This window comes from Pseudofrankia sp. DC12 (assembly GCF_000966285.1).
In the GTDB taxonomy this organism is placed as follows: domain Bacteria; phylum Actinomycetota; class Actinomycetes; order Frankiales; family Frankiaceae; genus Pseudofrankia.
Genome location: NZ_KQ031391.1, coordinates 3,013,469 through 3,040,353, shown reverse-complemented (window position 1 = coordinate 3,040,353; position 26,885 = coordinate 3,013,469). Strand labels below are relative to the sequence as shown.

Annotated in this window: 18 protein-coding genes; 13 read left to right on the top strand and 5 right to left on the bottom strand. The window is 68.6% G+C overall.

Going from position 1 to position 26,885, the window contains the following annotated elements; genetic code table 11:
• The first annotated feature begins 179 nt into the window (after positions 1-179).
• From FRADC12_RS12055 to FRADC12_RS12045, 3 genes are all read left to right on the top strand, one after another.
• A complete protein-coding gene (locus FRADC12_RS12055; protein WP_198152873.1) occupies positions 180-1,250 on the top strand; it encodes an SAVED domain-containing protein in 1,071 nt (356 codons plus the stop codon).
• Positions 1,251-1,342: 92 nt separating this feature from the next.
• Positions 1,343-2,371: an SMODS domain-containing nucleotidyltransferase gene (locus FRADC12_RS12050; RefSeq protein WP_045876713.1), complete on the top strand. Its 1,029-nt coding sequence runs from the start codon at positions 1,343-1,345 to the stop codon at positions 2,369-2,371.
• 111 nt (positions 2,372-2,482) lie between these two features.
• Positions 2,483-4,129 carry a ThiF family adenylyltransferase gene (locus tag FRADC12_RS12045; protein ID WP_157488822.1) on the top strand — a complete coding sequence of 549 codons (1,647 nt, stop codon included), beginning with the start codon at positions 2,483-2,485 and terminating at the stop codon, positions 4,127-4,129.
• Positions 4,130-4,142: 13 nt separating this feature from the next.
• On the opposite strand, the gene FRADC12_RS12040 is transcribed toward FRADC12_RS12045, so the two are convergent.
• The 3 genes from FRADC12_RS12040 to FRADC12_RS12030 are packed head-to-tail and all read right to left on the bottom strand — an operon-like array spanning position 4,143 to position 10,379.
• Positions 4,143-7,589, bottom strand: a complete 3,447-nt coding sequence (locus tag FRADC12_RS12040; RefSeq protein ID WP_045879473.1) for a DEAD/DEAH box helicase family protein — start codon at positions 7,587-7,589, stop codon at positions 4,143-4,145.
• Positions 7,590-7,635: 46 nt separating this feature from the next.
• Positions 7,636-8,850: a restriction endonuclease subunit S gene (locus FRADC12_RS12035; RefSeq protein ID WP_045876711.1), complete on the bottom strand. Its 1,215-nt coding sequence runs from the start codon at positions 8,848-8,850 to the stop codon at positions 7,636-7,638.
• Positions 8,847-10,379, bottom strand: coding sequence for a type I restriction-modification system subunit M (locus tag FRADC12_RS12030; RefSeq protein ID WP_045876710.1), 1,533 nt, complete (start codon positions 10,377-10,379; stop codon positions 8,847-8,849). The genes FRADC12_RS12035 and FRADC12_RS12030 overlap by 4 nt, the downstream gene beginning before the upstream one ends.
• A 673-nt stretch (positions 10,380-11,052) precedes the next feature.
• On the opposite strand from FRADC12_RS12030, the gene FRADC12_RS12025 reads away from it, so the two are divergent.
• Positions 11,053-12,396, top strand: a complete 1,344-nt coding sequence (locus FRADC12_RS12025) for a helix-turn-helix domain-containing protein (RefSeq protein WP_052710866.1) — start codon at positions 11,053-11,055, stop codon at positions 12,394-12,396.
• Here the strand turns inward: FRADC12_RS12025 and FRADC12_RS12020 are convergent.
• On the bottom strand, positions 12,393-12,956 hold the full coding sequence (locus tag FRADC12_RS12020; protein ID WP_045876709.1) for an NUDIX hydrolase: 564 nt from the start codon (positions 12,954-12,956) through the stop codon (positions 12,393-12,395). The genes FRADC12_RS12025 and FRADC12_RS12020 overlap by 4 nt on opposite strands.
• A 479-nt stretch (positions 12,957-13,435) precedes the next feature.
• Here FRADC12_RS12020 and fxlM (FRADC12_RS12015) point away from each other — a divergent pair, with 479 nt between their 5' ends.
• The 8 genes from fxlM (FRADC12_RS12015) to FRADC12_RS11980 all read left to right on the top strand — a co-directional run bounded on the left by fxlM (FRADC12_RS12015) (position 13,436) and on the right by FRADC12_RS11980 (position 24,876).
• A complete protein-coding gene (gene fxlM, locus FRADC12_RS12015; RefSeq protein ID WP_045876708.1) occupies positions 13,436-14,707 on the top strand; it encodes a methyltransferase, FxLD system in 1,272 nt (423 codons plus the stop codon).
• 169 nt (positions 14,708-14,876) lie between these two features.
• Positions 14,877-16,154: a methyltransferase, FxLD system gene (gene fxlM / locus FRADC12_RS12010; RefSeq protein WP_045876707.1), complete on the top strand. Its 1,278-nt coding sequence runs from the start codon at positions 14,877-14,879 to the stop codon at positions 16,152-16,154.
• The gene (locus FRADC12_RS12005; RefSeq protein ID WP_045876706.1) at positions 16,151-16,351 is read left to right on the top strand and encodes a hypothetical protein; all 201 of its coding nucleotides are present in this window, start codon (positions 16,151-16,153) and stop codon (positions 16,349-16,351) included. Before fxlM (FRADC12_RS12010) ends, FRADC12_RS12005 begins: the two co-directional genes overlap by 4 nt.
• Before the next feature lie 88 nt (positions 16,352-16,439).
• On the top strand, positions 16,440-19,568 hold the full coding sequence (locus FRADC12_RS12000; RefSeq protein WP_045876705.1) for a lantibiotic dehydratase: 3,129 nt from the start codon (positions 16,440-16,442) through the stop codon (positions 19,566-19,568).
• Positions 19,565-20,797: a lanthionine synthetase C family protein gene (locus tag FRADC12_RS11995; RefSeq protein WP_045876704.1), complete on the top strand. Its 1,233-nt coding sequence runs from the start codon at positions 19,565-19,567 to the stop codon at positions 20,795-20,797. The genes FRADC12_RS12000 and FRADC12_RS11995 overlap by 4 nt, the downstream gene beginning before the upstream one ends.
• Before the next feature lie 38 nt (positions 20,798-20,835).
• Positions 20,836-21,822 carry a thiopeptide-type bacteriocin biosynthesis protein gene (locus tag FRADC12_RS11990; protein WP_232303746.1) on the top strand — a complete coding sequence of 329 codons (987 nt, stop codon included), beginning with the start codon at positions 20,836-20,838 and terminating at the stop codon, positions 21,820-21,822.
• Positions 21,823-21,923: 101 nt separating this feature from the next.
• Positions 21,924-23,033: a coiled-coil domain-containing protein gene (locus FRADC12_RS11985; protein ID WP_045876702.1), complete on the top strand. Its 1,110-nt coding sequence runs from the start codon at positions 21,924-21,926 to the stop codon at positions 23,031-23,033.
• Positions 23,034-23,340: 307 nt separating this feature from the next.
• Positions 23,341-24,876, top strand: coding sequence for a restriction endonuclease (locus FRADC12_RS11980; protein WP_198152872.1), 1,536 nt, complete (start codon positions 23,341-23,343; stop codon positions 24,874-24,876).
• A gap of 262 nt (positions 24,877-25,138) precedes the next feature.
• Here FRADC12_RS11980 and FRADC12_RS11975 read toward each other — a convergent pair whose 3' ends face one another.
• On the bottom strand, positions 25,139-25,897 hold the full coding sequence (locus FRADC12_RS11975; protein WP_045876701.1) for a GntR family transcriptional regulator: 759 nt from the start codon (positions 25,895-25,897) through the stop codon (positions 25,139-25,141).
• 167 nt (positions 25,898-26,064) lie between these two features.
• Between FRADC12_RS11975 and FRADC12_RS11970 the strand changes: the two genes are divergently transcribed.
• Positions 26,065-26,787, top strand: a complete 723-nt coding sequence (locus FRADC12_RS11970; protein ID WP_045876700.1) for a hypothetical protein — start codon at positions 26,065-26,067, stop codon at positions 26,785-26,787.
• The last annotated feature ends 98 nt before the right edge of the window (positions 26,788-26,885 follow it).

Below are 26,885 nucleotides of genomic sequence, written 5' to 3'. Positions count from 1 at the left end.
TGCTCCGGCAGCGCGGCCATGCACCTGGTACATCGTGCGGCGAGCCGGTTCTGTCGGATCCGCCGGATAGCGTCCGATCTATGGCATCGAAGCGGGTCCGGGACACGGCGGTCGCACGGGGGAACATCAAGTCTTCGGTGCGAATCGCTGTCTGGGCGCGAGCCGGCGGGTGCTGCGTCATGTGCTCCGCCAGCCTGCTCGGCGCGGCCCGCACCTTCCTCCACACGGTCTTGGTCGGCGAACTCGCGCACAACGTCGGCGCCACGGCCACTCCCGGCTCGCCCCGCGGGCTCGCAGAGGACCTCATTGAGCGGGAGGCGGAGGAGAACCTCCTTCTGCTGTGTCACAGCTGCCACCGTCTGATCGACAATGAGGATCACGCTCCGTACTTCACGACCGACCGCCTCCGTGACCTGAAGACGCGGCATGAGGACCGTGTGCGGGTAGCCGCGACGAGCGGCGGGCTGCGCCGTACCGCGCCGGTCCGGGTCGGTGGTCTCGTACGAGGGGCTACCGCCTTCGCCTCGCAGCGGCAGGCAGCCGACGCGCTCCTGGCCGCCGGCTATCTCGGCCTCGCGGACGGCCGGTGGCAGGGGGACTTCGCCTGCCACATGGCCGGTGACCCGAGCCGCTCCTCCTACTGGCTCGCCGCCCAGGAGGCGATCGACCACACCTTGGCACTTGTCGAGCAAGCAGTCGCGAGCGGCGGCGTCGACCATCTGTCGATCTTCGCGATCGCCCCGATCCCGTTGCTCGTGTACCTGGGTTCCCGGCTCGACGACAAGACCGATACCCGCCTGTACCAGAAGCATCGGGACGGAGATCAAGGCTGGCGCTGGGACGAGACCGCCGAGATCCACGGCTTCACCCCACGCGCCGCCATCGACTCCACCGCGGCCGGAGAGGTCGTCCTCGCTGCCTCGCTGACGGCCGAGGTCCAGAGGTCCAAGCTCCCGGAGCCGCTGCAGGAGCTGCCGTACTTCGAGATCCGACCAGAGGGCGATCTCTTCGGCCCTGGTCTCGTCTCACACCCGGACACGCTGCGCAACTTCGCCGACTGCTGGCGAAGCCTGCTCGCCGAAGTCGAGACGACGTGCCCCCGTGCCACACGATGGCATCTCGTCGCTGCCACACCGCTGAGCGCCGCCATCGAGATGGGGCGCGCCTTCATGCGCGGCGCCCAGCCACCCGTCGAGGTATACGAGCGGCAGAACGACACCTACGTGCGCGCCGTCGAGGTCAACACCTGACGGGCCAGCACTCCGACCTCTCCCACACGTCCCACGGCCGGATCGCAGCCGCCGGTCCCCGTCTCGCCCACGACCACTCCAGGGAACGTTCCGTGAAGCACACCGACTACTTCAACAACTTCTTGAAGAACACGGTCAACCTCAGCCAGTTCAACCTCGATGTGCTCGCCGGCCGCGTCGATGCCATCTACACGGCCCTCGAGGCGGATCCCGAGCTCGGCCCGCGCCTCGTCAAGAAGATCCCGCAAGGCTCCTGGGCCCAGAAGACGATCATCAGTCCGCAGAACGGCAAGCCGTTCGACGCCGACTTCCTCCTTCAGATGAACGAGGTACCTGACTGGTCAGACAACGTGCAGGAGTACAGCAACGCTGTCTGGAAGGTCATCCACCATCACTGGCGCTACGGCGCCATGCCACACAGCCGAAAGTGCCGCTGCGTTTACGTCGAGTACGCGGACAACGAGATGCACGTCGACATCGTCCCGTACGTGATCCTCGCCGACGGCCGTCAGGTGATCGTCAACCGGGATCTCAACCAGTTCGAGACAACCAACCCGGACGGCTTCACCACGTGGATGAAGGACAAGGACAAGATCGCCGACGGCAATCTGCGCAAGGTGATCCGTCTTCTGAAGTTCCTGCGCGACCACAAGAACTCCTTCACCGGCACCAAGTCCATCCTCATCACGACCCTCCTCGGAACGCAGGTCGCCGCCTGGAAGAAGATCGGCGACCCCGGCTACTACCAGGACCTACCCACCGCCCTGCTGAACCTGGTCAGCGATCTGGACGTGTGGCTGCAGGTCCATCACACCAAGCCGTCCATCGCCGACCCGTCGAACCCGGTCGTCACCTTCGACCATCGATGGGACGAGACGACCTACTCCTACTTCCGCACCCGCATCCACGCCCACGCAGCTGAGATCCGCGAGGCCTACCACGAGACCGACGAAGAGAAGAGCGTCAAGAAGTGGCAGGACCTCTTCGGGGACAAGTTCCAGGCCGCGCAGACCTCGTCGGCCAGCAGCAAGTTCGGCACCGCCGGGGCCGCGGGCCGGATCACCGGCGGAGCCGAGCCCCCCGGCATCTCCTCGTCCGGCCGCTCGGGCCGAGCCGGGTAGCGAGGCGCACGACCGGTGACGAGACGGAGACGCGCAGAGTTCACGGACTGGCAGGAGTCAGCCATCCGTGAACTGCGCGCGGTCGCTGCCGGCCTCCCAAACGAGTTCCAAATGCTCGACCGCCCACGGCTGGCTGACAGCGGGTTCGTCCAGACCCGCATCCGTCTACGAACCGGCGACCTGCCCCGTGCCCCGGATGGTCTTCCCCTGCGCGAGCAGGAGGAGTTCATTCTGGGGATCGGCGTCACCCTGCTGTCACCGCCGGTTGTCGAAGTCGATCATGGTCGATTCCTGGGCTACCCGCACGTGCTGCAAGGACGACGACTGTGCATCTACCTCGACTCTGCGCGGGAATGGAACCCTCAGCGCGGATTCGCCAGCGCGATCGACCGGCTGCACGACTGGCTCGCGGACGCGGCAGCCGCACGGTTCAGTCCCGAAGCAGCCCTCTTCCACGCAGTCGGCGGAGTCCTCCACCGCACACCCGGCACCCCGACCATCGTCATCCGGCAATCCGGAACGCCGGCCAAGGCGCAACCCGCCTACCTCGCCGTGCGTTCTCCGCACCGGCAGGACCTCCGCTACGACGACGATCACGCCGGGCGACACCGGACCGTGGTCTTCCAGGTGGCAGATCCCCTGCCTCTCGGAGCGGGGAGCCGGCTGCGCGACCTTCTGGAACTGCTCGACACTGCCGTCTCGCTTGGGGCCTTCACTGCGCGGCGGCCCCAGGCCCAGTCGGCGCCTTTCCTGACGGCGCTCGCGGCTGCCGCCGTCCGAAACCCGGAGCGCACGTCGCAGACGTTCATCCTTGCGATCCCGCACCCCACCGGCGGCCCTCCGCACCTCCTCGCGGGCCGGGTCCCCCCCGCGGTGGCCGACGAACTCCGCAGGCTCGTCCGTCAGCGCACCACCCCTATGATCAACATTGGGGTGGGCGAGATCGACCGCCAGACACCCGTGGAGTGGTGCACCGTGTCCGACGAACGGGACAGCGTCACAACCCGACGCGACGCCAGCCGTCCCGCTAACGCCTATCAAGGCAAGACGATCCACGTCTGGGGGTGCGGCGGCCTCGGGTCCTGGATCGCCGAGTTCATCGCCCGTGCCGGCGCCAAACGCCTCATTCTCTGCGACCCCGGCACCGTCACCGGAGGTCTGCTAGTGCGGCAGGACTTCACCGAGGAAGACATCGGCACCGCGAAGGTGGAAGCACTGCGGAAGCGCCTCGCCGCGATCCGCGACGACCTTGAGGTCGAAGCGCACGTCGGCGCCATCCCGAGTGTCCTCGCCACGATCCTCGCCGCCGACGTTGTCATCGATGCCACCATCTCCCGCGCCATCGGCCAGCTCCTTGACGGCCTGGCCTCGACACCAGGTCGCCCGCCGTTCGCCCAAGTCGCGACGGACGCGGGAACCAGCACCCTCGGGTTGCTGACCGTCAGTGACCGGGCGTATCCGTCGGGGCCGAACGCGATTGACCAGCGCTCTGGCGAGGAGATCACCGCCGACGGCGCGCTCGAAGCCTTCCACACCTTCTGGAAGGACCTATCCCCACACGACGAGCTCGTCCCCACCCGGGGCTGTTCCGTGCCCACCTTCCACGGCTCGGCCGCCGACACGGCTGCTGTCGCCGCCAGCCTGACCTCCATACTCGGCAGCCATCTAGCGAGCACCGAGCCGGTGTCCGGCACCCACCTAATCGGCCTGCCTCACTCGCCCGCAGGACCCTTTCGCCGCTTCATGCCCGCCATCTGACGCTGGGACGCGCCTAGCCGATCTGGGGGATGGCGGTGGCGCGGATCTGGGCCAGGATGGTCTTGACGGTGGCGATCTCGGGGAGCGAGAAGAGTTTGTCGGGGCCGCGGGGGGCGAGGCTCCGCAAGGGCGGGTTGTAGAGCTGGCCGACGTCCAGGAGGCCGCGGGCGGCGAGCACGTCGATCAGTCTGTCGAGGAAGTGCAGCTGGTTGGCGGTCAGGGTGCGGCCCGCCTGGAACTCGTCGAACGCTCTCGCGGCGGACTCGCGGTCCAGGCCAGTGAGTGAGCGTAGGAACAGTCCGAGGCCGTGGTGACGTGCCGTCGCCTGCTCTAGGTCGTTCTCGGTGCCGAGGCCGATCTCCAGGAAGACGTGCACGAGCTCGGCGAGGTCGACGGTCGTGATCTGGAGGCCGCGACGCAGCTTCTGGACGGCGAGCTGACTCTCGTGGCTGCGTAGGTAGGTGCGGATCCGTGACTCGAAGTCCGAGCCGAAGGGGATCCAGGTGAGCTTTCCTTCGCTGATTTCGCCGAGCTCGTCCTCGAAGTCGGTGTAGACGACCTTCTGCTTGGACTTCTCGATCAGCCGGACGAGGGTGCGCAGGCGTTGGCGGACGTTCTCTAGCATCGGTGGGGTCACGTCCTGCCACCAGGCGTCGGTGGTCAGGTCGTCGAGCAGGTCGACCTGGGCCTTGACGGCGGGGATCGTGGTCTGGGCGAGCAGCGCGGCCGCGATCTCCTGGACGCGGGCCCGCAGGGTCGCGAACCCGCTCTCGGCACCCAGGCAGGCGAGCTGGAGGCGCAGGATCAGCAGGTCGAGACGCCTGGCCTCCTCGCCGGCGGGGTCGTCCTCGTAGGCGCTGGGCAGGCCGGCGAGCTTGTCCAGGTCGGCTTGGACCGCCGGGGTGACGTGCTTCCATCGGTTGGGCTGTGAGTAGCGCTCGACCTGTTCGCGGTGTGGGCGGACGAGGAAGTTCTCGGGGTTCATCCCGGCCACCTGCTCGCGCAGCCGGCGCGCGAGATCCGCCCGCAGGTCCGCCTCGGTGATGACCGGGCCGCCGGGTGTCGCCGATCCGGCTGACGCCTGCCCGAGCTTCTCGTCCAGGCGCAAGAGTAGGTCGGCGCGGCGCTGGAAGATGCGCTGGCCCAGCGACGGCGGGGGCGCCTGCTCGACGACGGGCAGGTTCTGGTTGAAGTAGTCGACGTTCTGGCACAGGTCGAAGACGAGGAACTCGCTCTTGTCCCGGCCCGGGCCGAACAGGTCGGCGCACAGTCGGGTGCCCCGGCCGAGCATCTGGGTGAACTTGATCTTCGAGTGGATGAGCTTGAAGAAGACCAGGTTGACGACCTCGGGCACGTCGATGCCCGTGTCGAGCATGTCGACCGAGACGGCGATGTGCGGCGACTTCGCCGGGTCGGAGAACTTGTCGATCAGATCTTGGGCGTAGGACGTCTCGTGGGTGATCACGCGGGCGAACTCGCCCTGGTGCTCGGGATAGTTCGCGTCGAAGCGGTCGACGATGAAGTGCGCGTGCGCCTGGTTCTTCGCGAAGATGATTGTCTTGCCGAGCCGGTCGCCGGCCGCGACCCGCAGGCCCCTGGTCATCAGGACCTTGAGGGCCTTGTCGACCGTGTCCTTGTTGAACAGGAACGTGTTGAGCTCGTCGGCGCTGACCTCGTCCGGGATGGAGCCGTCCTCGTTCCATTCGGCGGCGTCCCACTGCTCCTTTTCCTCGCCGGAGAGGTCCGCGTATCGGATGCCACCGCGCTGGAACTTCAGCGGCACGTCGACGGCGCGCGCCGGGACGAGGTAGCCGTCCTTGACGGCGTCGTCGAGGTCGTAGACGTCGGTCGGCTCACCGTTGGCGAGGCCGAACAGCTCGTAGGTGTTGCGGTGGATCTCTCCGCGCGGGGTCGCGGTAAGGCCGACGAGGTAGGCGTCGAAGTAGTCGAAGATCGCGCGGTACTTCTGGAAGATCGACCGGTGCGCCTCGTCGACGACGACCAGGTCGTAGTAGCCCGGGCCGAACCGGCGCCGCCCGTCGGGCGCCGTCTCGTTGATCAGGTTCATCATCGTCGGGTAGGTGCTGACGAACACCCGGCCCTCGACGTTCTTCTCCTCCAGCAGGTTGACCGTGGTCAGGCCGGGGAGGTGCTCCTTGAAGGCGTTCGTCGCCTGCTTAACGAGGGCCTGGCGGTCGGCGAGGAACAGCACCCGCTTCACCCAGTCCGCCCGGGCCAGCAGATCGGCGAGGGCGACGACGGTGCGCGTCTTACCGGAACCGGTGGCCATGACCAGCAGGGCACCTCGGCGCTTCTCCTGCTCGAAGGCGTCGCCGATGCGGCGGATCGCCCGTGACTGGTAGCTTCGGTTGACGATCTTGTCGTTGATCGTGATGCCGGCGAGCGCCTTGCGCATCGAACGCCGGTTGATGAGCAGGCGCAGCTCGTCCTTGGTGTAAAAGCCCTGGACCTCGCGGGGAGCGTAGCCGGTGCCCGGGTGGTCGTCCCACAGCCAGGTCTGGTAGCCATTCGTGTAGAAGATCACCGGGCGCTGGCCGAACTTCTGCTCCAGGCAGTCCGCGTAGAGCTTCGCCTGGTGCTGCCCCTTCCTCGGGTCCGTCGACGCGCGCTTCGCCTCGACGAGGGCGAGCGGCCTGCCGTCGTCGCCCCAGAGCACGTAGTCGACCTTGCCGGTGCCACTGGCGTTCCCGCCGGAGACCGGCATGCCAGTGACGGGGAACTCCCGGTCGCGCTGCTGGTCCAGCGACCAGCCGGCCTCCTTCAGGAGCAGATCGATGATCAGCTCGCGGGTCTCGGCCTCGTTGTAGTCGTGTGTGTCCGGGAGGGTAGCGTTGGCGGCCTTGACGGCCTCGTACTTCGCGCGCAGCTCGTCGTACCGGGCCTTCAGGTCGGCGTGCAGCTGGCGCTGCTGGGCCAGTTGCTCCGCCAGCGCCGCCTGCTTCTCGGCGAACGCGGCCTCCTGCTTCTTCAGCTCGGCCATCGTCAGCTTGCGGACGTCCAGCGGCGGCGGAATCGCGGCCGGGCTGAACGCGAGGCCGGCCGCGGGCAGGCCGGCGGGGTCGCTGGCGTAGGTACGGGCAACCCAATACAGGACGTGGAAGAGTTCGCCCAGGACGGCGACGGCGTCCTTCTCGTCGACCGGCGTCTTCTGGTGGACGGCTGCGTTGCCCTTCTTGCGGATCACATCCATCTTGCCCTTGAGCGTCCTGCCGACCAGCGCCACCAGGGCGGGCTTCGCCGTCAGGTTGTTGAGCATGTCGTTCTTCTGCGGCACGGGCAGCGAGGCGTCCACCTCGTAGACCCAGCGCACCGCCAACTCCAGGCACCGGCGCGCGTAGAAGCAGGACGTCCGCGCATCTACCCGGGCGTTCCGCTCGGCGAGCCCGGCCTCCTCATGCAGGTCAGGCCACTCATGCAGCAGGAACCCGAAGTTGCCCACGACCACCCCCGCGCGACCGCCCGCCAAGCGCTAACGAAGCGCTATCCTACAACTCCCCCCGGAACGCCCGGTACTGAAGCGACGTAAAGAGAGCTTCCAAGCTCGCGAGGCTGCTCTGGTTCGAGCGCCGAATGTCTTGGACCGCGGCGACGCGCTGGGCGAACTCGTCCTGTAATTCGAGCGGAGGAAGACCGAAACCAATCGAGAGAACCTTCGGCTGTGAGATGTTCTTCATGGATGCACTGGTACCGGTGGCCCTGCTGCCGATTTCAAAGCGGAACCTCGGCTGACGAAACATCTGGTGAACAAAGGCAGGGTTGGCTGCTCGTGGTGAGCGCCAGACAAACCGCCAGAGCTTGTCGGGTAGCAGGAGGTTGTCGGGAACGTCGCCCTCCACGAGCGCGGTGGCACCCACTAGTTCCGCCGTGTTGGCGCGACTAAACAACAGGTCGCCAGTGCGGACAAAATGGTGCCTTGGTGGGACATATCCAGGAGGTGCCGCCTTGTTCTCGTCGGGGTTGAAAAGCCCTGAAGTGACCGCACTGATCTTGAGTACCCGGAATTCTGCATCCGGGTCTGCGGCGTCGTCGGCCACGAAACTCTTGCCGCCTTCAAAGCGTTTGACAACGTCCGAGACTTCAGCATTTGACCAGCCACGGTCATTGACTACGACGTCACCAAACATGTCGATGAAGATCGACTGGGAAAGCTCGTCGAGCCGCCCGATCGCCTCCCGCCGCCGCGTCCACAGGGCGTTTACCTTGTCGAGAAGGTCTGCGATACGCGCCTGCTCGTCGAGCGGGGGAAGGGGTAGGACGAGGTCAAGGCAACGTTGGACGTCGAGGTTCGAGATGTTGGTGGTTTGCCGGCCAAAACTGCGCACTGTGGCCTGGATATCGCTGGACCCGAACCAGTGGTAGAGGTATCGCGGGTGCACTTTGGAGGCATCCGCGCGCAGAGTTGAAATGAATCCACCGAAGGTGGTCCTGTCGGTCAACTCGGGTACCCAGCAGCACTTGCCAACCAGATTCCAGCTGTTGGCGCTCGAGACGAGGATGTCGCCGCCGCGCAGGAACTGGTTATCACGCTTCACGTGAACGGAGTCGACCGCCCACACGTCGCTTAGGTCCAGTTCCGCCTGTACGTTCTTGGTACGCATACACTGGACGGCCCCCGGGGTACCCGGTTCCACGACGTCCGTGGGTTTGAAAGTTATCCCACGCACAAAGGTCGCTATGTCGCCGAGCTTGGAGCCAGTCACGCCAGGAGACCCTTCAATTCCGATATGCCCTGCTGGATCTCGGATTCTATGCGTTGCAGGTCTTCGAGGATCTCCAGTGGGGAGCGGTGTTTGGCCTCGGCGTGGACGATCTCCTTGTAGCGGTTGAGGCTGAGGTCGTAGCCGTTGGCGGCAATGTCGGCCTTGGGGACGCAGAAGCTTTGCTCGGTGCGGGCGCGGCGGCGCTCGGAGCCGAGGCGGGCGTTCCAGCGGCGCAGGACGTCGGGCAGGTTGTTCTTCGCGTGCTCGGCTTCGTCGAGCGCGGCCAGCGGCACCGGGCCGAGCTTCTCCTCCGGCAGGAGCGGCGTGCGCTTGTCGTCGAGGCTCCAGCCGTCGGCGGTGACCTCGTAGAACCAGACGTCGTCCGTTCCGCCGCTGTCGGTGCGGGTAAAGAACAGGATCGCGGTCGAGACCCCGGCGTAAGGCTTGAACACGCCGCCGGGCAGCTTGACCACGGCGTCGAGCTTGTGGCTCTCGACGAGGAGCTTCCGCAGCTCCTTATGCGCTTTCCGCGAGCCGAACAGCACGCCCTCGGGAACGATGACCGCCGCCCGGCCGCCGGGTTTGAGCAGCCGCAGGAACAGGGCCAGGAACAGCAGTTCGGTCTGCTTGGTCTTGACGATCGCGAGCAGATCCTTGGCCGTCGTCTCGTAGTCGAGGCTGCCGGCGAAGGGCGGGTTGGCGAGGATTAGCGAGTACCGCCCGGCGTCGCCCGCCGCGGACTGGGCGAGGGAGTCGCGGTAGCGGATGTCGGGCGCCTCGACCTCGTGTAGCAGCATGTTCATGCTGCCGATCCGCAGCATCGTGTTGTCGAAGTCGAAGCCGTGGAACATCCGGTGGTCGAAGTGCTCACGGACTTTCGGGTCCAGCAGGTGGTTGCCGTAGGTGTGCTCCAGGTAGGCGGCGCTCGCGACCAGGAAGCCGGCCGTGCCGCAGGCCGGGTCACAGATGGTGTCGCCCGGCCCGGGGGCGGTCATCTCGACCATCAGCTGGATGATGTGCCGCGGCGTCCGGAACTGGCCGTTCTGCCCGGCTGTGGCGATCTTGCCGAGCATGTATTCGTACAGGTCACCCTTGGTGTCGTGCCCGACGAGTTCCTCGTCGTCCAGGATGCCGTCGAGCATGTCGACGACCTTGGTCAGCAGGTTCGCCGTGGGGATCGTGAACCGGGCGCCGCGCATGTGGTGCGAGTAGGTCGACCCCTCGCCGCCGAGGTCCCGCAGCCAGGGGAACACCTCGTCTCGGACCAGCGCGAGCATCGTCTCCCCGTCGCCCAGGTCCTTGAACCTCGACCAGCGCAGGTGCTGCGTCCTCGGTGTGTAGATCGGGCTCTCGATCGGCTGGTCGGTCACCAGGGCCTTGCTCTCCTTGGCGGCCTGGATGTCGTCGAGCCGCCGCAGGAACATCAGGTAGGTGATCTGCTCGATGACCTCCAGCGGGTTCGAGATCCCGCCGGACCAGAACGCGTCCCAGACCCGGTCGATCTTGCTCCGCAGATCCCCAGTAATCACCAAACGACCCTATCGGCCCCGAGTCGCGCCAACGTCGCACACCGCCCCAGCCGCACCGCGCCGCCCCCTGATGCGTGGAACGAACCGCCCATACGACCCAATGCTCGACGGCCGGCGGCGACCGCCAAGCCACGTCGTGATCTTCCGGCTTCGTTACGGACGTGACGCCCGGGCGGGCAGGCTAGAGGTCGCGTCTGGCCATGGCCCTGCCGCCCCTCGTAGAAGATGACCAGGTTGAAGATCGGGCAGCGAACACCGGTGATCACCGGCTCCGGCGTATCAGGCTGGGGCGGCGCCAGCCCGTCCTCGCGCAGCCGTGTTTCCTTCAGGTAGCCGAGGCAGCAATGCTCCAGACCGCGAGGCTCGCGAGGTGACTTTGCCGCCCGATGTGGCGATGAGGGTGCGCGCGAGATCTGCGCCTGCGTACTGGCCTGTGACCAGCTGATGCGACACCCCACAGTGACCCGGCACGCCGCCCGTCGTAAGGATCACCGCTATCAGGGTGGCAGGTCGGGACGTGGCCACTCCACCGAACGGCGACCGACTGGTAGCCGCATGGGGTGGCTATCGGGCACCTGACCGCGACAGCACAGACGGGTCGGTCGGAGCGTGACAGTGCGACTACTCTTGTGCAAACTGCCGCGCGTTCATGGCCAGGTGAGGTGAGTCTCCGGTGCCCGGTCTCGCGGACCCGCGTTTCGGGTCGAGGATGCGTGAGCTGCGGGAGTCGCGGGGTTTGTCGTTGCGGACGTTGGCTGTGCGGGCCTTCACGAGTAAGACCCAGCTGCAGGCGTTTGAGAGTGGGAAGGACCAGCCGAGTACCAAGACGGTGCAGCACATCGACGACGCGCTCGACGCTGGTGGCGAGCTGGTAGCGCTGGCGTCCGCCAGTGCTCGCGCCGACGTGGCGGTGCGGTCGTCTGCTGGCGGGTTGGAGTTCCCGGCGGACTGGACGGCAGCCGTCGATGCGGCGGCGACGCTGTTCCGGCGGGACGTGGAGCAGCGGGCTCGGGCCCGTGGGTCGGGGTTTGATGCTGGGGCGTATGCGAAGCCGGTGATGCGCTGGTTGACGGCGCCGTTCGACGAGCGGCCCCGGGGCACGGGCCGCCGGCCGGTCGGGCCGCCGGACGTCGAGATCGTTCACCGGGCGACGGGGCTGTTCCGGGAACTGGACAACCAGTACGGCGGTGGGTACGTGCGGGAGCTGGTCGCGCGGTTCCTCGACGCCGAGGTCGCGCCGCTTCTGCGGGACGGCCGATTCGACGAGCCGGTGGGGTCGGCGTTGTTGTCGGCGGCGGCGGAGCTGACGCAGCTGGCTGGGTGGACGTCGTACGACGCGGGCCTGCACGGGCTGGGCCAGCGGTATCTGGTTCAGGCGTTGCGTCTGGCGTTGGCGGCGGCGGACCTTCCGCTCGGCGCGGAGATCATCGCGGCGATGAGTCATCAGGCGTCGTATCTCGGTGCCGCGGAGGAGGCGGTGGACCTGGCCCGAGCGGCAGCGCGGACTGCGGCGGATGCCGGGGTGGTCGCGATCGCGGCGGAGGCTGCCGTCTTGGAGGCGCATGGTCTGGCGCTGCAGGGTGAGGAGCGGATGTGTGCCGTCGCTCTGGACCGCGCCGAGCATGCCCTAGACCGGGCCGATCGGACAGCCGATCCGAAGTGGATCGGGTATTTCGACGAGGCGTATCTGTCGGCCCGGTTCGGGCACTGCTTCGCCGCGCTGGGTCGGGGCGACCTGGCGCAGCGGTTTGCCGAACGCTCGTTGGAGATGGACGGCCGATACGTCCGGGGGCGGCAGTTCAACCTCGCGTTGCTTGCCCGTGCGCACGCCCAGGCCGGTGAGGTCGAGCAGGCGGCGACGGTCGGCATCGAGGCGGCCTCCGCAGCGGAGGGGCTGAGGTCGGCTCGTTCAGAGGACTATCTGCGGGATCTTGCCGGACGGCTCGCCCCACACGCGGGCCTCCCGGCTGTCGACGCTTTCACCGACCGGCTGGCCCCCGTCCAGGCGGCGGGTTAGAACTCGCCGTTGGCTTTCGCGAGCAGCGTCGCGAGGACTCCGGATACGGACCCGGCGCCGACGATCTCGCCTTGGACGACGCGGCTGTATGCCTCGGAGAGCGGGACCCAGCCGACCTTCGCAGTCTCGTTGATGTCGGGGGCCTGGCCAGTGGGGTCGGCGCCGCGGGCGAGGAAGACGAGGTTCTGCTGGTCGATCGTGCCCACGGCCGGCTGGAACGAGACGAGCTCGCGCATGTTCCGGGGGCGCCATCCGGTCTCTTCCTCGACCTCGCGGGCGGCGCACGCGGCGGGGTCCTCGTCGGGGTCGAGGTAGCCGCCGGGCAGCTCCCACACCCATTTGTCGAGGATGAAGCGGTGGCGCCACATCATCAGGACCCGCTCGTCGTCGTCCAGTACGACGACGACCGCGGCGCGCGGAAGGCGCAGCACGTACTGCTCGAAGCGCACCCCGTCGGGTAGCTCGACGTCGGCGATGCTGAGCACCGCGCGACGGGTGTCATCGACCACCCGCTCCCCGTGAATGATCCATTCGCTGGGCCCGCGGACTTCCGTGGTCATGACGCGAAGGCTAGTACCCGACGGCGCCGCCCGTTGTCGCCTACATGTCCCGCAACGGGAGTGGGTGTCCGGACGGACGCGTGGAAACGTCCGGACGCGGGCGGACACCCGCCCTCTACTCGGACGCACGGAGTAACCGGCATCCTCCTGAAAGTGGCCGCGTAACCAACGCGAACGCCCGCCCCGCCCGAGAAGGAGGTCCGTCGTGCCGGCGCCATATCGATCGGAGTCCGCTGTCGCGACCGCATGGCGGCGCCCCTCCGTCACTGACGCGAAGGTGGTCGACGCCGTCGAGGCGGCCTGGTGCCGTCCAGGCGTGGCGGTTGTCCTGCGCGGCACTCTCAGCTGCCCGACCACGGTCTCCTCAGGTGCGTGGGCGGACTTCCTCGCCGCAGTCAAGCGCGGTGAGTACGACCAGCTGCCGTCAGGCGAGAGACGCCGTGCCCAGGCGACAAGCGATCACGCGCAAGGGACGCCCCGTGACTGACAGCGCCGGTACGGATGAGCAGGCAGCTCGTCTTCGTAACAAGGTTGTCGACGATCTTGTGGCCGACGGGACGATCGTGTCGCCGACTGTCGAGGCCGCGATGCGGCGGGTGCCGAGGGAGGTGTTCGCGCCGGAGGCCGAGCTGAGCGCGGTCTATCACCCGTGGAACGGGCTGGTGACCAAGCGGGACCCGGGTGGCCGGTCGTTGAGCTCCCTGTCAGCACCACATGCGCAGGCGCACATGTTGGAAGAGGCCCGGATCGAGCCGGGCATGACCGTCCTCGAAGTGGGCTCCGGCGGGATGAACGCCGCCTATCTGGCCGAGGTGGTCGGGCGGGCGGGGCGGGTCGTGACGGTCGACATCGACGAGTTCGTGACCGGCCGGGCCGCGCGGTTCCTGGTGCAGGCCGGCTATCCGGACGTCCACGTGGTGCTCGCTGACGCCGAGGCCGGTGTACCGGAGTTCGCTCCCTTCGACCGGGTGCTGGTCACGGTCGGAGCCTGGGACATTCCGCCGGCGTGGCGGGATCAGCTAGTCGAGGGCGGGCGGCTGGTCGTGCCTTTGCAGGTCATGGGCCTGATGCGGACCGTGGCGTTCGAGAAGGCCGGCGACCGGTTGGTCTCCGACTCGGCGAAGCAGTTCGGGTTCGTCCCGATGCAGGGCGCAGGCGCGCATCAAGGCGTCGAGGTGTCTCTGGCTGGGGGAGTGGTGACGCTGCTCTTCGACGAGGGGGCGCCGGCCGACCCGGCGGGGCTGGTCGACCTGCTCGACACCGAGCCGCTGGTGGTCGACAGCGGCGCGGGGCTTCGGATGGGTGAGCCGTGGGCGACGATGCAGATGTGGCTGGCCACAGCGCTGCCGGGGTTCTGCCGAATGACCATCGATAGCGAGCGGAACGAGTCTGCGGCTCGGCCGTTGCCCGGCCGAACTATCGGGTTCGCGGTCGTCCAAGCTGGCAGCGCCGCCTACGTCGTGCCCCGCCGTCTCGACGGTGACGACTTCACCCTCGACGTCTACGCCCACGGGTCAAGCGCCGCGGGTCTCGCCGTGACCGTCGCCGAGCAATTGCGGGTCTGGGACCGGGACCACCGTGGCGGCCCGGGACCCAGCTACGTCGTCGTCCCGGCCGGAGCTCCGGACGCCGAGCTACCGGCGGCGGGCCGCGTCATCGACAAGATCCACAGTCGGATCCTCCTGTCCTGGCCCCGTCCGGCGGACTCCCTCACGGACCAGAACGCAGCTCACCAACCCGTTCCCCAGTAAGGATCTGACCTGCGTGGCCGTGGGTTGTCTGCCTGTCCGCAGCAGCCGGCGGACAGGGACGCCGGGCGGTCTTGTCGCCCTCCGGCCGCAGGCCTGCGAACCGCCAACGATCGGGCTGGTCGGCTCCCGAGCCACCTATGGCTTGTCAACAGAAAGGGCCTCTAGCGACATGGTGCTGTCCACCGGGAAGGTCGCGGATTCGGACGCGGAGCGGCTGCGCGTGGCGATGGTCGCGCGTCTGGAGCCCGGGTTGGAAGCGATTGGTCTTCCGATGCCGGAGGCACTGCGGGCGGCGTTGCTCAGGACACCTCGCCATCTGTTCACGCCGGAGACCTCGTTGGAGCAGGCGTACGCGAACGAGTCGATCGTGACGAAGACCAGCGTCGAGGGGGTGAACCTCAGCGCGGTGTCGGCGCCGGGTGTCATCTCGGGGATGCTGGCGCAGGCGGGTGATCTCGCCGGGAAACGTGTCCTGGAGATCGGCAGCGGGGGATACAACTCGGCGCTCCTGCGGGAGCTGGTCGGCCCCGCGGGTGAGGTCACGACGCTCGACATCGACCCGGAGGTCGTCGACCGGGCCCGTACCTGCCTCGACCTCGCCGGCTACCACGATGTGCGAACGCTGTGTCGGGACGGCGAGTTCGGAGCCTCGGAGTACGCGCCGTTCGATCTGATCATCGCGACGGTCGGTGTATGGGACGTCACCCCGGAGTGGGTGCGGCAGCTGACACCGAGCGGCCGTGTCGTCCTGCCGCTGCGAACGCGCGGCCTGACCAGATCGTGGGCGCTGGACCGGGACGGCGACCGGCTGGTGGGCACCAGTCAGATCCAGTGCGGATTCGTCCCGATGCAGGGCATCGGCGAGCACCGCGGCCGGTCGGTCGCGCTCGACGAGTCCGGGGTCGGCCTCTGGCTCGACGAGCTCGGGCCCCTGGACGCCGACGGGCTGGCCGGGGTGCTGGGCCAGCCGCGCGCCGAGGTGTGGAGCGGGGTCACGTTGCGTCGGCGCGAGCTGTGGGCGGACCAGGACCTGTGGCTGCTCGCCGCGCCGCGGTCTTGCCAGATGACCAGCAGCCAGGCCGCTGTGGAGCGCGGCGTGGTCGACCCGTCCTGGCGGATTCTGACGCCTGCCCTGGTCGAGGGAGACAGCCTGGCCTACCGTGCCCGGCTAAAGCCGCTGGACGATCCCGCGACGGTGTTCGAACTCGGTGCCTTCGGCCATGGCCCACGCGGAGGCGAGTTGGCCGAGCAGCTCGGGCAGGAGATCCGCGACTGGGACCAGGCCCGCCGGCGCGGTGCCCGACCACGGCTGACCGTGCTGCCCGCGAACACCCCTGGCGAGGACCTGCCCGACGGCTACGTCATTGCCAAACGTCATTCCACGCTGGTCCTGTCCTGGGACCACGCCACCTCCGCACCACCCTCACCCGATGGGAGCCCGTCATGACCACCCTCACCACCGCGCCGCCGCCCGCGACCGACGAACTCGGGTACGACGAGTTCGACCTGGACGTGAGCATCGTGACCGCAGGCCTGCCGGCTGGCGGATTCGACTCGGCCGACTGCACCAGCGACAACTGCTCCGCCACCGAGGACAGCGCGGGCGTCACCTGCGACCAGGTGCAGCTGGGCTGCGCCGGCTGACCCACGACCTGTGGTCCTTGGCCGGTCGAAGGCTCCGTGGCCGTCCCGTGCTCTCACCGGGGCGGCCACGCATCGAGGGAAGGCGGGAATGGTCCGCTACCGGGGCATGGACGTCGCGGTCCTTCGGGCGAGCGCGCGCGGTGGCCCACCCAGACGACAGGACTGGCCAGATCTGACCGGCGAGACTCCTGAGCACGTCCGCGAATGGCGGGCCTGGCTTCGCCGGGCGTGGGGCGACGAGGAGCTGGCCGAGGCGATCGAGGTCGCCAGCCCCGCTCTCGCCACGGCGGTCCGGGAGATCGACAAGAACGACGCGATCACACCGGCGCGGGTGCGCCGGGCGGTCGAGTCGGTCATGTCCTATCTCCTGCGCATGACGACACGGCCGACACCGTTTGGCCTGTTCGCAGGCGTAGCACCGGTGACGTTCGGCGATCGAGCGCAGGTCCGCTGGGGCGATGCTTCCCGGCCGGTCGCCCGGCCCGACGCCCGCTGGCTGTCCGAGCTGGTCTCCGTCCTGGAGGCTGACCCTGCGGTGCTCGGCGGCCTGACGGTCGTGGCGAACACTCTGGCCTTCGTACGCGGGGAGCGGCTCGTTGTTCCCTGCCAGCCGCGGACTGATGAATCCGGCGCCGTCACCCTGGTGGACATCGAGGTGCGTCATAGCGGCCCGGTGCGAGCGGTCCTGCGGGCGGCCCAGGACCCTCGATCAGTCGCCGATCTCGTGGCGGTCCTTGCGGTCGACTTCCCCGAGACGCCGCGGCAGGTCGTCGATCGGATGCTCACACAGCTGGTCGCGACCGGGGTCCTGATCAGCGGCCTGCGCCCGCCGGCAGACGTGACTGACCCGGTGTGCCACCTGACCGAGCGGCTTCGCTCGATTCCGGAGGCCGGACGAACCAGCCTGCGCCCGTTGGAGGAGATCAGTCAGCTTCTCCGCAGCTACAGCTCTGCTCGCACGGCACGCGAACGCACCAACCTGCGTGCGGCGGCGACCGCCGGAATGATGGCGCTCCACGAGCGGCCCGCGCCCCTGCTCGCCGCCGATCTGGCCCTCGATGCGGGTGTCGTCCTGCCGCCCGTGGTGGTGCGGGAGGCAGCGACCGCGGTGGCAGCGCTGGTCCGGCTTGCGCCCGCTCCCTTCGGCGGACCTGGATGGCGGAGGTGGCACGGGCGGTTCCTCGAACGCTCTGGGCCGGGTGCCGTCGTCCCGCTCGGCGAGGTCGTCGACGCCGATCGTGGACTGGGCTTTCCGGACGGCTACCGGCGTACGGCGGGCGGCCCGTCGGCTGAGGCGGCGCCGGCGCGAGACCGCGTTCTTCTGCGTCTCGCCCAGCGCGCCGTGCTGAACGGTGAGGAACTCGTCCTCGACAACCACACGATTGCCGACCTCGCCGTCACCAGCGAGACCGCCGGCGAGCTAGCCGCGGTCGCGCAGACGGAACTACGTTTCGTCCTGCAGGCGGTCACACCTCGGGCGCTTGACCGCGGCGATTTCACGCTGGTCGTTGCGAGCGCGGCCAGGAGCGCCGGCACGTCCATCGGCCGATTCCTGTACCTGTTCGACCGCGCCGACCGCGACCATATTGGCAGCGCGTTCGCCTCCGTGCCGACGCTGAACCCCGGCGCGAGGGCTGTTCAGGTGTCTTGCCCGGCGCTGATGGCTCGGTCGCAGCATCTCGTCCGGACGCCGGCCCTGCTCCCGATGCTTCGCCTCGGCGAGCACCAGCCACCCACCGGCGCGAAGCAGATCGACGTCGGGGATCTCGCGGTGACGGGCGACGCGAACCGCCTCCAGCTGGTGTCGCTGTCGACCGGCCAGGTCGTGGAACCGATATCGCTGCATGCGCTGGACTTCCAGCACGCGACGCAGCCATTGGCCCGGTTCCTGTCCGAGATCACCACGGCCCTCGTCGCGCCGTGCGTCCCGTTCTCCTGGGGCGCGGCCCGCGCCCTGCCCGTCTTACCTCGGGTCCGGTTCGGACGCAGCATCCTGCGTCCCGCCTCCTGGACCCTGACCTCCACCGACCTGCCAGGGCGGCAGGCCCCGCAGATCGCGTGGGAACGGGCATGGGAGCGGCTACGCGAGGCCTACCGGATTCCGGCCGTTGTCTACGTCGGCGAACGCGACATCGTCGTGCGGCTCGACGTGTCCGAACCCGCGCACCGTGCGCTGCTGCGCTCCCGGCTCAACCGGGACGGCGCGACCACTCTCACCGAAGCGCCCGACAGCACCGCCTTCGGCTGGATCGACGGCCGCCCGCACGAGATCGCCCTCCCGCTCATCCGCGCCGACCCGCCGCCCGCTCCCACGTCCGTGCGTCGCCACCGGCCGGTGCCGATCGCACGGCTTGGCGGCCATCTCCCCGGCACGTCGCCGGTGCTCTATGCCCGGCTGTACGGGAATCCCCGCCGACAGGCCGAGATACTGACCGCGCATCTGCCCGAACTTCTCGACGCCTGGCCACACACGCGTCCGGAAGCGCGTCCCGCCCTTTGGCACCTGCGACACGACTCTGATCCGGCCCACCTGGGCCTCTGGATCGGCCTGACTACACCGGACGCCTACGGTGACGCGGCCCGCCACCTCGGCACCTGGGCGGAATCCCTCCGTCGAGCCGGCCTGCTGCACACGCTGGAACTCGGCACCTACCGACCCGAGATCGGCAGATACGGCACCGGGCGGCTCCTGGCCGCCGCCGAGGGCACGTTCGCCGCGGACTCCGGCGCCGCACTCGCGCAGCTCACCCTGATCGCGGCGTCCTCGGACCTGGACGTGCGGGCGGTCGCCGCGGTCAGCATGGTCGACCTTGCGGAAGGGTTCCTGGGGGACTGGGACGCTGCGGCGCGATGGTTGACCGACCATGTCCCCCACGGAGGCAGCCCGCGCCTCCCCCGGGACCTTCGCGAGCAAGGCCTCCGGCTGCTCACCACAGCCCGCGCCGAACTCACGACCAGCCACGGACCGCTCAACCGATCGTGGGCGCAGCGTCGCCACATCGTCCACAGCTACCGGCGCCGTCTTGACGAGACTGCCGCGGACGACGTGGCGCCCGACCTGGACGAGGTGCTCGCGTCGCTTCTGCAACTGCACCACGGCCGGATGATCGGTCTCGACGTCGAGTCCGAACGGTTCTGCCTACGGCTCGCCCGCGCCATCGTGCTGACCTCGCAGCTGCGGACCCCAGAACCTGCGGATCGCGGAAGCCCACGATGAGCATTGGCGACGACCTGTCGCGGGAGGCCGAACGGCGGGCACGCGGGCTCGCGCAGCCCGGGTCGGCCGCCGAGGCAGGCCCACCCGGACAGGCACTGTCCAGCGGCAGCGCTGGCATCGCGCTGCTGTTCATCGAACGCGCCCGCGCAGGACTCGACAGTTGGCAGCCCGCGCACCGCCACCTGCTCGACGCGTCCGCACGGCCCGTCGCCGACCACGACACGGCCGGCCTCTACTTCGGCGCTCCTGCCGTCGCGTTCGTCCTCGACATCGCAGCCGGCCAGTCCGCTCGCTACCGGGAAGGCCTCGCCGCCCTCGACGACGTGGTGACGCGGCTGGCCCATCGTCGGGCCCGTCAGGCCCTGGATCGGATCAAGGCAGCCAGGCCCCCAAATTTCGACGAGTACGACCTGTTCCTCGGGCTAACCGGGCTCGGTTCCCTGCTGCTCCGCCGCGCCCCCGCCAGCGGTGCGACCGAACAGGTTCTGACCTACCTGGTGGCGCTGACCCGACCGCTGACAGTCGACGGCGAGGCGCTTCCCGGCTGGTGGGTAGACCACGACCCGCACCGCGGCCGGGCCGGCTCCTTTCGCGGCGGTCATGCGAACGTCGGCCTCGCGCACGGCGTCGCCGGCCCGCTCGCGCTGCTCAGCCTCGCCGCCCGCCGCGGCCTCACCGTCGACGGCCAGCTCGAAGCGATCGCGACGATCTGCGCCTGGCTCGACACCTGGCGACGGGACGGCCCCACTGGACCGTTCTGGCCGCAGCACCTCACCCTCACCGAGCTGCGTTCCGGCCGATGCGAGCGAAGCCAGCCGGGCCGGCCCAGCTGGTGCTACGGCACCCCCGGCATCGCCCGTGCCGGCCAACTCGCGGCCCTCGCCCTCGACGACCCGGACCGCCGCCGCACCTACGAACAGGCGCTGCTCGCCTGCCTCGACGATCCCGCCCAGCAGGTCCTTCTCACCGACGCGAGCCTCTGCCACGGCCACGCCGGGCTCTATCAGACCGTCCTCCGCGCCGCCGCCGACGACCCGACCGGCCATCTCGCCACCCGCCTTCCGAAACTCGCCGGTGACCTGCTGCGCACAGCCCGAGCAGCGCCCGCCATGGGGCCGACCGAGCGCGGCTTCCTGACCGGCAGCGCCGGCACAGCGCTGGCCCTCCACACCGCCGCCGCACAGACCCCGCCAGCTTCGGGATGGGACGCATGTCTGCTGATCAGCTAGCGAGACCCATATCCGCCGACCCGACCGAGGCGGCCGTCATGGATCTGCTGTCCGGCCAGCCCCACGACGAGACCGCCGCCGCCGCAGGCCTCGGACCCGCGGATCTCCGCGCCGCAGCCGAGATCTACTGCACCGCCGGGCGCGCCGCGCTCGCCTCCCATCGAACCGCCGGCTGGCAGCAGGTCTACCTTCGCTTTCCTGCCGGAGTCCGTGCCGACGAGATCGCGGCCGCCCACCTCCTGCCCGTCCTGTTCGACGCCGAGCACCAGGGCACGCTCGACGGCTGGTGGTTCATCCGGAAGCACCCCTGCTGGCGCCTGCGCCTACGGCCCAGGGCCTCGGAAACGGGCCGCCTTGACGGGATCGTCGCCGCACTTGACCGGCTCGTCGCCTGCAGGCGTCTCCAGGCCTGGTGGCCCGGGATCTACGAAGCCGAGACCGCAGCCTTCGGCGGCGGCCTGGCGATGGATATCGCCCACGACCTGTTCACCGCTGACAGCCGCGCCATCCTCCAACTCGCCACGACCCCCACCGACGGCGAGCCCAGGCGGCGGGAACTGTCGATCCTGCTCTGCGGAGCGTTCCTGCGCGGCGCCGGGCTCGAATGGTACGAACGCGGCGATCTGTGGGCCCGCGTCTGCGCGGACCGCCACCGCCCCACCGACGTCTCCGGCGACCAGGTCGCGGCACTAAGCAAGACCCTCACAGCCTTCCTCCGGGCCGACACCGCACCCGACGGACCGATCTTCGGCCACGGTGGTCGGGCTGCGGCCCAAGCCGCCTGGGTCAGTGCCTTCACCGAGGCCGGCCGGCGGCTCGCGGACGCGAACCGGACGGGCCAACTCCACCGAGGCCTACGCGAAGTCTTGAGCTATCACGTGCTCTTCCACTGGAACCGGCTCGGCCTGCCCGGCCGCCAACAGGCCCTTCTCGCCCACGCCGCCCGCCAGGCGATCCTCGGACCCAGCCCGGCGAGCACCCATCCGCCGACGCCCGACCCTGCGGGCAGCGTCATCCACGAATGACGAGTCCGCCCTTCGAGGCGTGCGCTCGCGGTTGTACCGCCTGTGGACAACCGGACGTAGACGTCCGCATCCATCCATATCGTCATGCTATGAACGAACGAATGGATGTCGCGGAGCGACGGACGGTCTGCGCCTACCCCGGCTGCGGTGAGCCGGCCGCGCCGCCGCCAGCGACCGGCGGACCCGCACCGCGGTACTGCGCACGGCCAGACCACACAGCGCAGACAGCGTTTCGCGCGCGCCGGTCTCGCAAGGCGCCCGTCGGCGCGCAGGCTGAGCTGGTCGAGGCCGGTGATCGGCCGGCGAGCCTCGCGGGCGCTTCCCTGCGGGCCACGGTCGACCGGCTCGCCGAGCTGCTCGGCGAGTTCGAGGCCGCCGCCGGCGCGGCCAGAGAGCTGCTCGGGACCGCGACCGACCCGGAAGCCGTCGCCGCCGAACTCGCCGCCGTGCGGGCCGAGGCGTTGAAAACCGTCGCGAACGCCGAGGTCGGCCTGGCCGGCGAGCAGCAGGCCCGGCTGACCGCCGAGGACGCCGCAGCCGAGATGCAGGCCGAGCTCGAACGTGCCCGCGCCGACGCCGCCCAGGCCCGCCAGGAAGCCGCCGCGGCAGCCGCGCAGGCGGCGGAGCAGACGCGACGGGCGCAGGAAGCCGACGACCGCGCCGGCGACGCCATCCGACGGGCACAGGTCGCGGACGCTGCACGTGCGGCTGCCGAGGCCAGCCGCGACCAGGCGCAGCGTGCCGGCGAGGCCGCCATCCACCGTGCAGAGATCGCCGAGACCGAGGCCGCGCACCTAAGGACCGACCTCGACCGGGCCATGGAACGCGTCACCGCCGCCGAAGCCGGCCGCGACCAGGCCCACCGCGCACGCATGGACGCCGACCGGCAGCTCGCATCAGCCCGCGCGGACGAGTCCACCGCCCGCCAGAGCGCCGAAATCGCCCAACTGCGCGCCGCCACCACCGAACAGCTCCTGACCGCCGCCCGCGAGACCGCCGCCGCCCAGCAAGCCCGCGCCGACCAGGCCGTCACCCACCTGGAAGCCGCCCGCACCGAGGTCCGTGAGGCGGTCGAACGTGCCGCTCGTGCCGATGCGGCCCGCCAGGCCGCGGAGCAGTCGCGGGACGCCGCACTCGACGAGCTCGCCACGATCAATTTGCAGGCTGATCCGCAGATGATCGGCGAGCCGCGAGACTCATCAGGCTCCTGACCACGTGTTCTGTCCGCCGGCGGCGATGGCGCACCGCAACAACAGCGGAGTCGTTGCTGCGGCCGGGGGACGAGTCGGAGGAGAACTGGCCGAACGGTGATCAGGCGACGACATGGCGACGCTCCGATCAGCGGCAGGAATGGCTCCGGCACCACTGCCAACCGCGCGGGTAGCTACCGACTGGCCACGGACTTCATCCGCTGGCCGCGCCGGGCGGCGAAGCCCTCACAGTGGGCCACTAAGCTGAGTAAATCGCTGACTGGATGATGGTCGTCTCGCTACCCTGAGAGAGGGTGGGGAGGCGATCGTGGCTTCAGGTTCCGGGTCTTCGGAATGGCAGCGCCAGATGGCGGAGCAGCGTCGACGTCAGGCGGCGACTGATCGACAGGCCGCGCGGGAGGCGGAGCAGGCCCGCAAGCAGGCGTTCGAGGCTGGCCGCCGGCAGGAGGCCGCCGATATGACCGCTGCCCTCGAACAGAAGGTGCATGAGCTCAACAGCATTCATACGGCCGCTCTGAGCGCGCCGAATCCGGCAGTAGATTTCGGCGCGTTGAAGCGTGGCCTTGTTTTGCCGGGTCTTGATCTAGGAAATGATGCGAGACCGTTGCCATCGCCGAACTGGGCACAGTTCGAGCCACGTTCGCCGGGTCAGATCGGGAAGATCCTCGGTGGTCAGTCTCGCTATGCCGCCCGTTACGCCGAGGCGGAGCTGGCTTTCTCGAAGGCGATGGACGAGCACGCCGAGGATGAGGCGGCACGGCAGGTACGAGTCGCGGCCGCTCGACGCGCCCACGCCGCGCGGGTTTCAGCACTCAGAGCGGAGATTGAGAGGCACAACGCCGGAGTCGACCAGTTCGCCGCAGCAGTGAGAAACCGCGATCGCCACGCGGTCAGCGACTATTTCCAGATGATGGTGGACAGGGTCAAGGGCCCCGGCGGATTTCCGGTGCGACGGAGAGCTGGATTCGTACCCGAGTCGTCGCTCCTGGCGATTGAATGGTACCTCCCGGGACCGGATATCGTGCCGACAAAGAAATCGTTCAACTGGGTCAAATCTAGAGATGAGTTCTCTGAGTCCAAGCGGCCTGCCGAGGACATAAGAAAGATCTACCAGCAGTTGACGGCGCAGGTGGCGTTGCGTGCCCTGCACCTCGCCTTCCGAAGCGATCCGCTGCGTATCGCCGACGCTGTCGTGTTCAACGGGATGGTACAAACCATTGATCCCGTGACCGGCCAGGACATCGAGCCGTGTCTCATCACATTGCGTGCGACTCGCGAGCAGTTCGAGCCGCTTAAGATCGAGAGTCTTGATCCGGTCAAGTGTGTGCGCAAGTATTTTGCGGCGGACGTCTCGGTTCACCCCGACGAACTGGTGCCAGTAACTCCCGTCATGGAGTTCAAGATGGCTGACCCCAGAGTCATCGACCCGATCGACATCATCAGCCGGATCGACACGCGGCCGAATCTTCTGGAGCTGACGCCAAAGGATTTTGAACACTTTATCCAAAACCTGTTCACGAAGATGAAATTTGATACGCAGGTTTTCAAGGCGGACGGTGATGGCGGCGTCGACTGTGTCGCGTATGACCCCACGCCAATCCGCGGCGGTAAATACGTCATCCAGGTCAAGCTGTATAGGAAGACGGTCCCGCCAACGGCTGTTCGTGACCTCTACGGGACCATGCAGCACGAGGGTGCGAAGAGTGGGATTCTGATCACGACGAGTGGCTATGGCCCTAGCAGTTACGAATTCGCGAGTGGGAAGCCCCTGGAGCTCATCGACGGAACAGGTCTGCTTGCGATCTGCCATGAGCACGGAATCCCCGCGAGGATTGTCCGGTGAATTAAAAGCTGCGAATTTGCAGCGTGCCGGTGTCGGAGGTCTCGCAAAGACTGTCGGATGGTCATGCCGGTCGCGGCGGTCCGACTTTAGTCTTTGAAAGAAATCCCTTGGCAGGATGGGCCGGATGGTCACCCATTAGATCTGGACGGTCTCGAATGTCCAGTCGCTACCTGGCAATCATGCAGAGGCCCATGCTGGTACCTCGCGCGCGGCGAGTAAACGGACTGGCACTCGGCACGTCAACCTCTTGAATTCCTCTCCTTCAGCTGACGGCGAGGCGGTAGGCAAGGACGTTCCGGTGGCCGGCCATGACGATGGTGGCTGTCTCGACAGGTGTATCGCCGGCGTAGTAGGTCCGGTTCATTTCCAGGACTGAGACGCCTGGTGGCAGCGCGAGGGTCTGCACTTCGGCGGGGGTGGGTGGTCGGGCGGCGATCTCTTCGGTGACGGAGTCGATCCTCAGGCCGATTGCGTCGAAGCGGGCGACGACGCCGACGGCGGCGCCGGCCTCGGGCAGTTCGATCGGGGTTCCAGAGGTGAGGGCTGCGGGTTCCCAGGAGACGGCGGTCTGGATGGGTGCTCCGTCGTGGCGGTAGAGGTAGCGGGTGACGATGACGGGCTCGCCGGGTTGGATCGCGAGCCGGGCGGCGATGTGCTCGTCGGCGGTTTCGCGGGTGGTCTCGTGGTCCCAGGTGGGGTGGCCACCGGCGGCTTCGACGGTGCGCGCGAACGGTGAGGTGGGTTCGGCCGAGCTGGCCGGTCGGCGTTGGTAGAAGTCGGTCGCGATTCGGCGGACCGGCTGGCGCGTCTGGACGAAGGTGCCGTGCTGGCCGCGGGTCTCGACGAGTCCTTCGGCTTGGAGCTGGGCGATGGCCCGTCTGATCGTCTCCTGTGCGGCTTGGTAGGTGCGCGCGAGCTCGCGGTGGGGTGGCAGCCGTGAACCGGGTGGATAGTCGCCGGACTCGATCTTTTCGCGGAGTGAGGTGGCGATCCGCGTGTAGGGCGGTCCGTCGGGCGACATGCCCTAGACCATAGCCGCATCCGCTGTCCTGCAGCAGGATTGCATGCCTTAGGGCGCATGGACATGCCTTAAGGCATGGTGTTAGTGTCGGCCGACGCCTCCGGCCGGGGACCCTCGACGGCCGGTTTGCGTACCCGTCAGCCTCGTCGCTTGGTCTGGAGGACGCGATGGCCCGGCCCGCGCCACGCTCCCTGCTCACTCCGAATTCGGTCGGCCCGCCCTCGTCTCCCCGTGATGCGGCCGAGCCTCATCCCGACGCCGACCCACAGTCCGGGCCGCGCCCGGCAGTCGGCTACGTCTGTCTTCCTGGCGATGAGGACCAGATCAACGGCCTGCACCACTGTCTCGACGTCCAGGCTCGGCATGCGGGTCTGGACCTGGTCGAGGTGTTCGTCGACCGGCTGGCGCCCGATGAGGAGATCGCCCGGCCGGGGCTGGCTCTCGCCGTCGCGGAGATCGCCCGTCATCTGGACGCGGTGCTGCTCGTGCCGGACCTGTCGCATCTGCCCACGAGTCGGGAGGGGTGGGCGGCGTGGGAGGAGTGGTTCACCAGCGTGGTGACCGAAGTCCACAGCCTCAGTACGGCTGCTATCCCCACGCAGAATGCGCGTTCCCGGCTGGTCACCGCGGTCCGACGGTCCGGCGACGAGGCTCGCCTGGTCGAGGTCGGGGATGGGCGGCTGACGGCGCGGGGCCAGTTCGAGGTGACGGTCCGGCCCGACGATGACGCCGCCAGCGTGATCGCCGTCCTACGGCAACTTCCGCCCGAAGCGCGATTCGTTGAGTCCTGGGGCGACGTCGACACGACGCTGATCTTCGTGCTTGCACCGCGGCCGGAGCTGCCGGCCGGCTGGGACGGGTTCGACCAAGCGAGGTCACCGGGCCGCTAGGCCGGGAACTGGTCGGCTTCACGGCGGAAGATCTCGGCGCCGAGCTTCACGCTGCGTTGGCTGGCGTGGCGCTTCGCCCGGAGGACGAACAGGTCTTG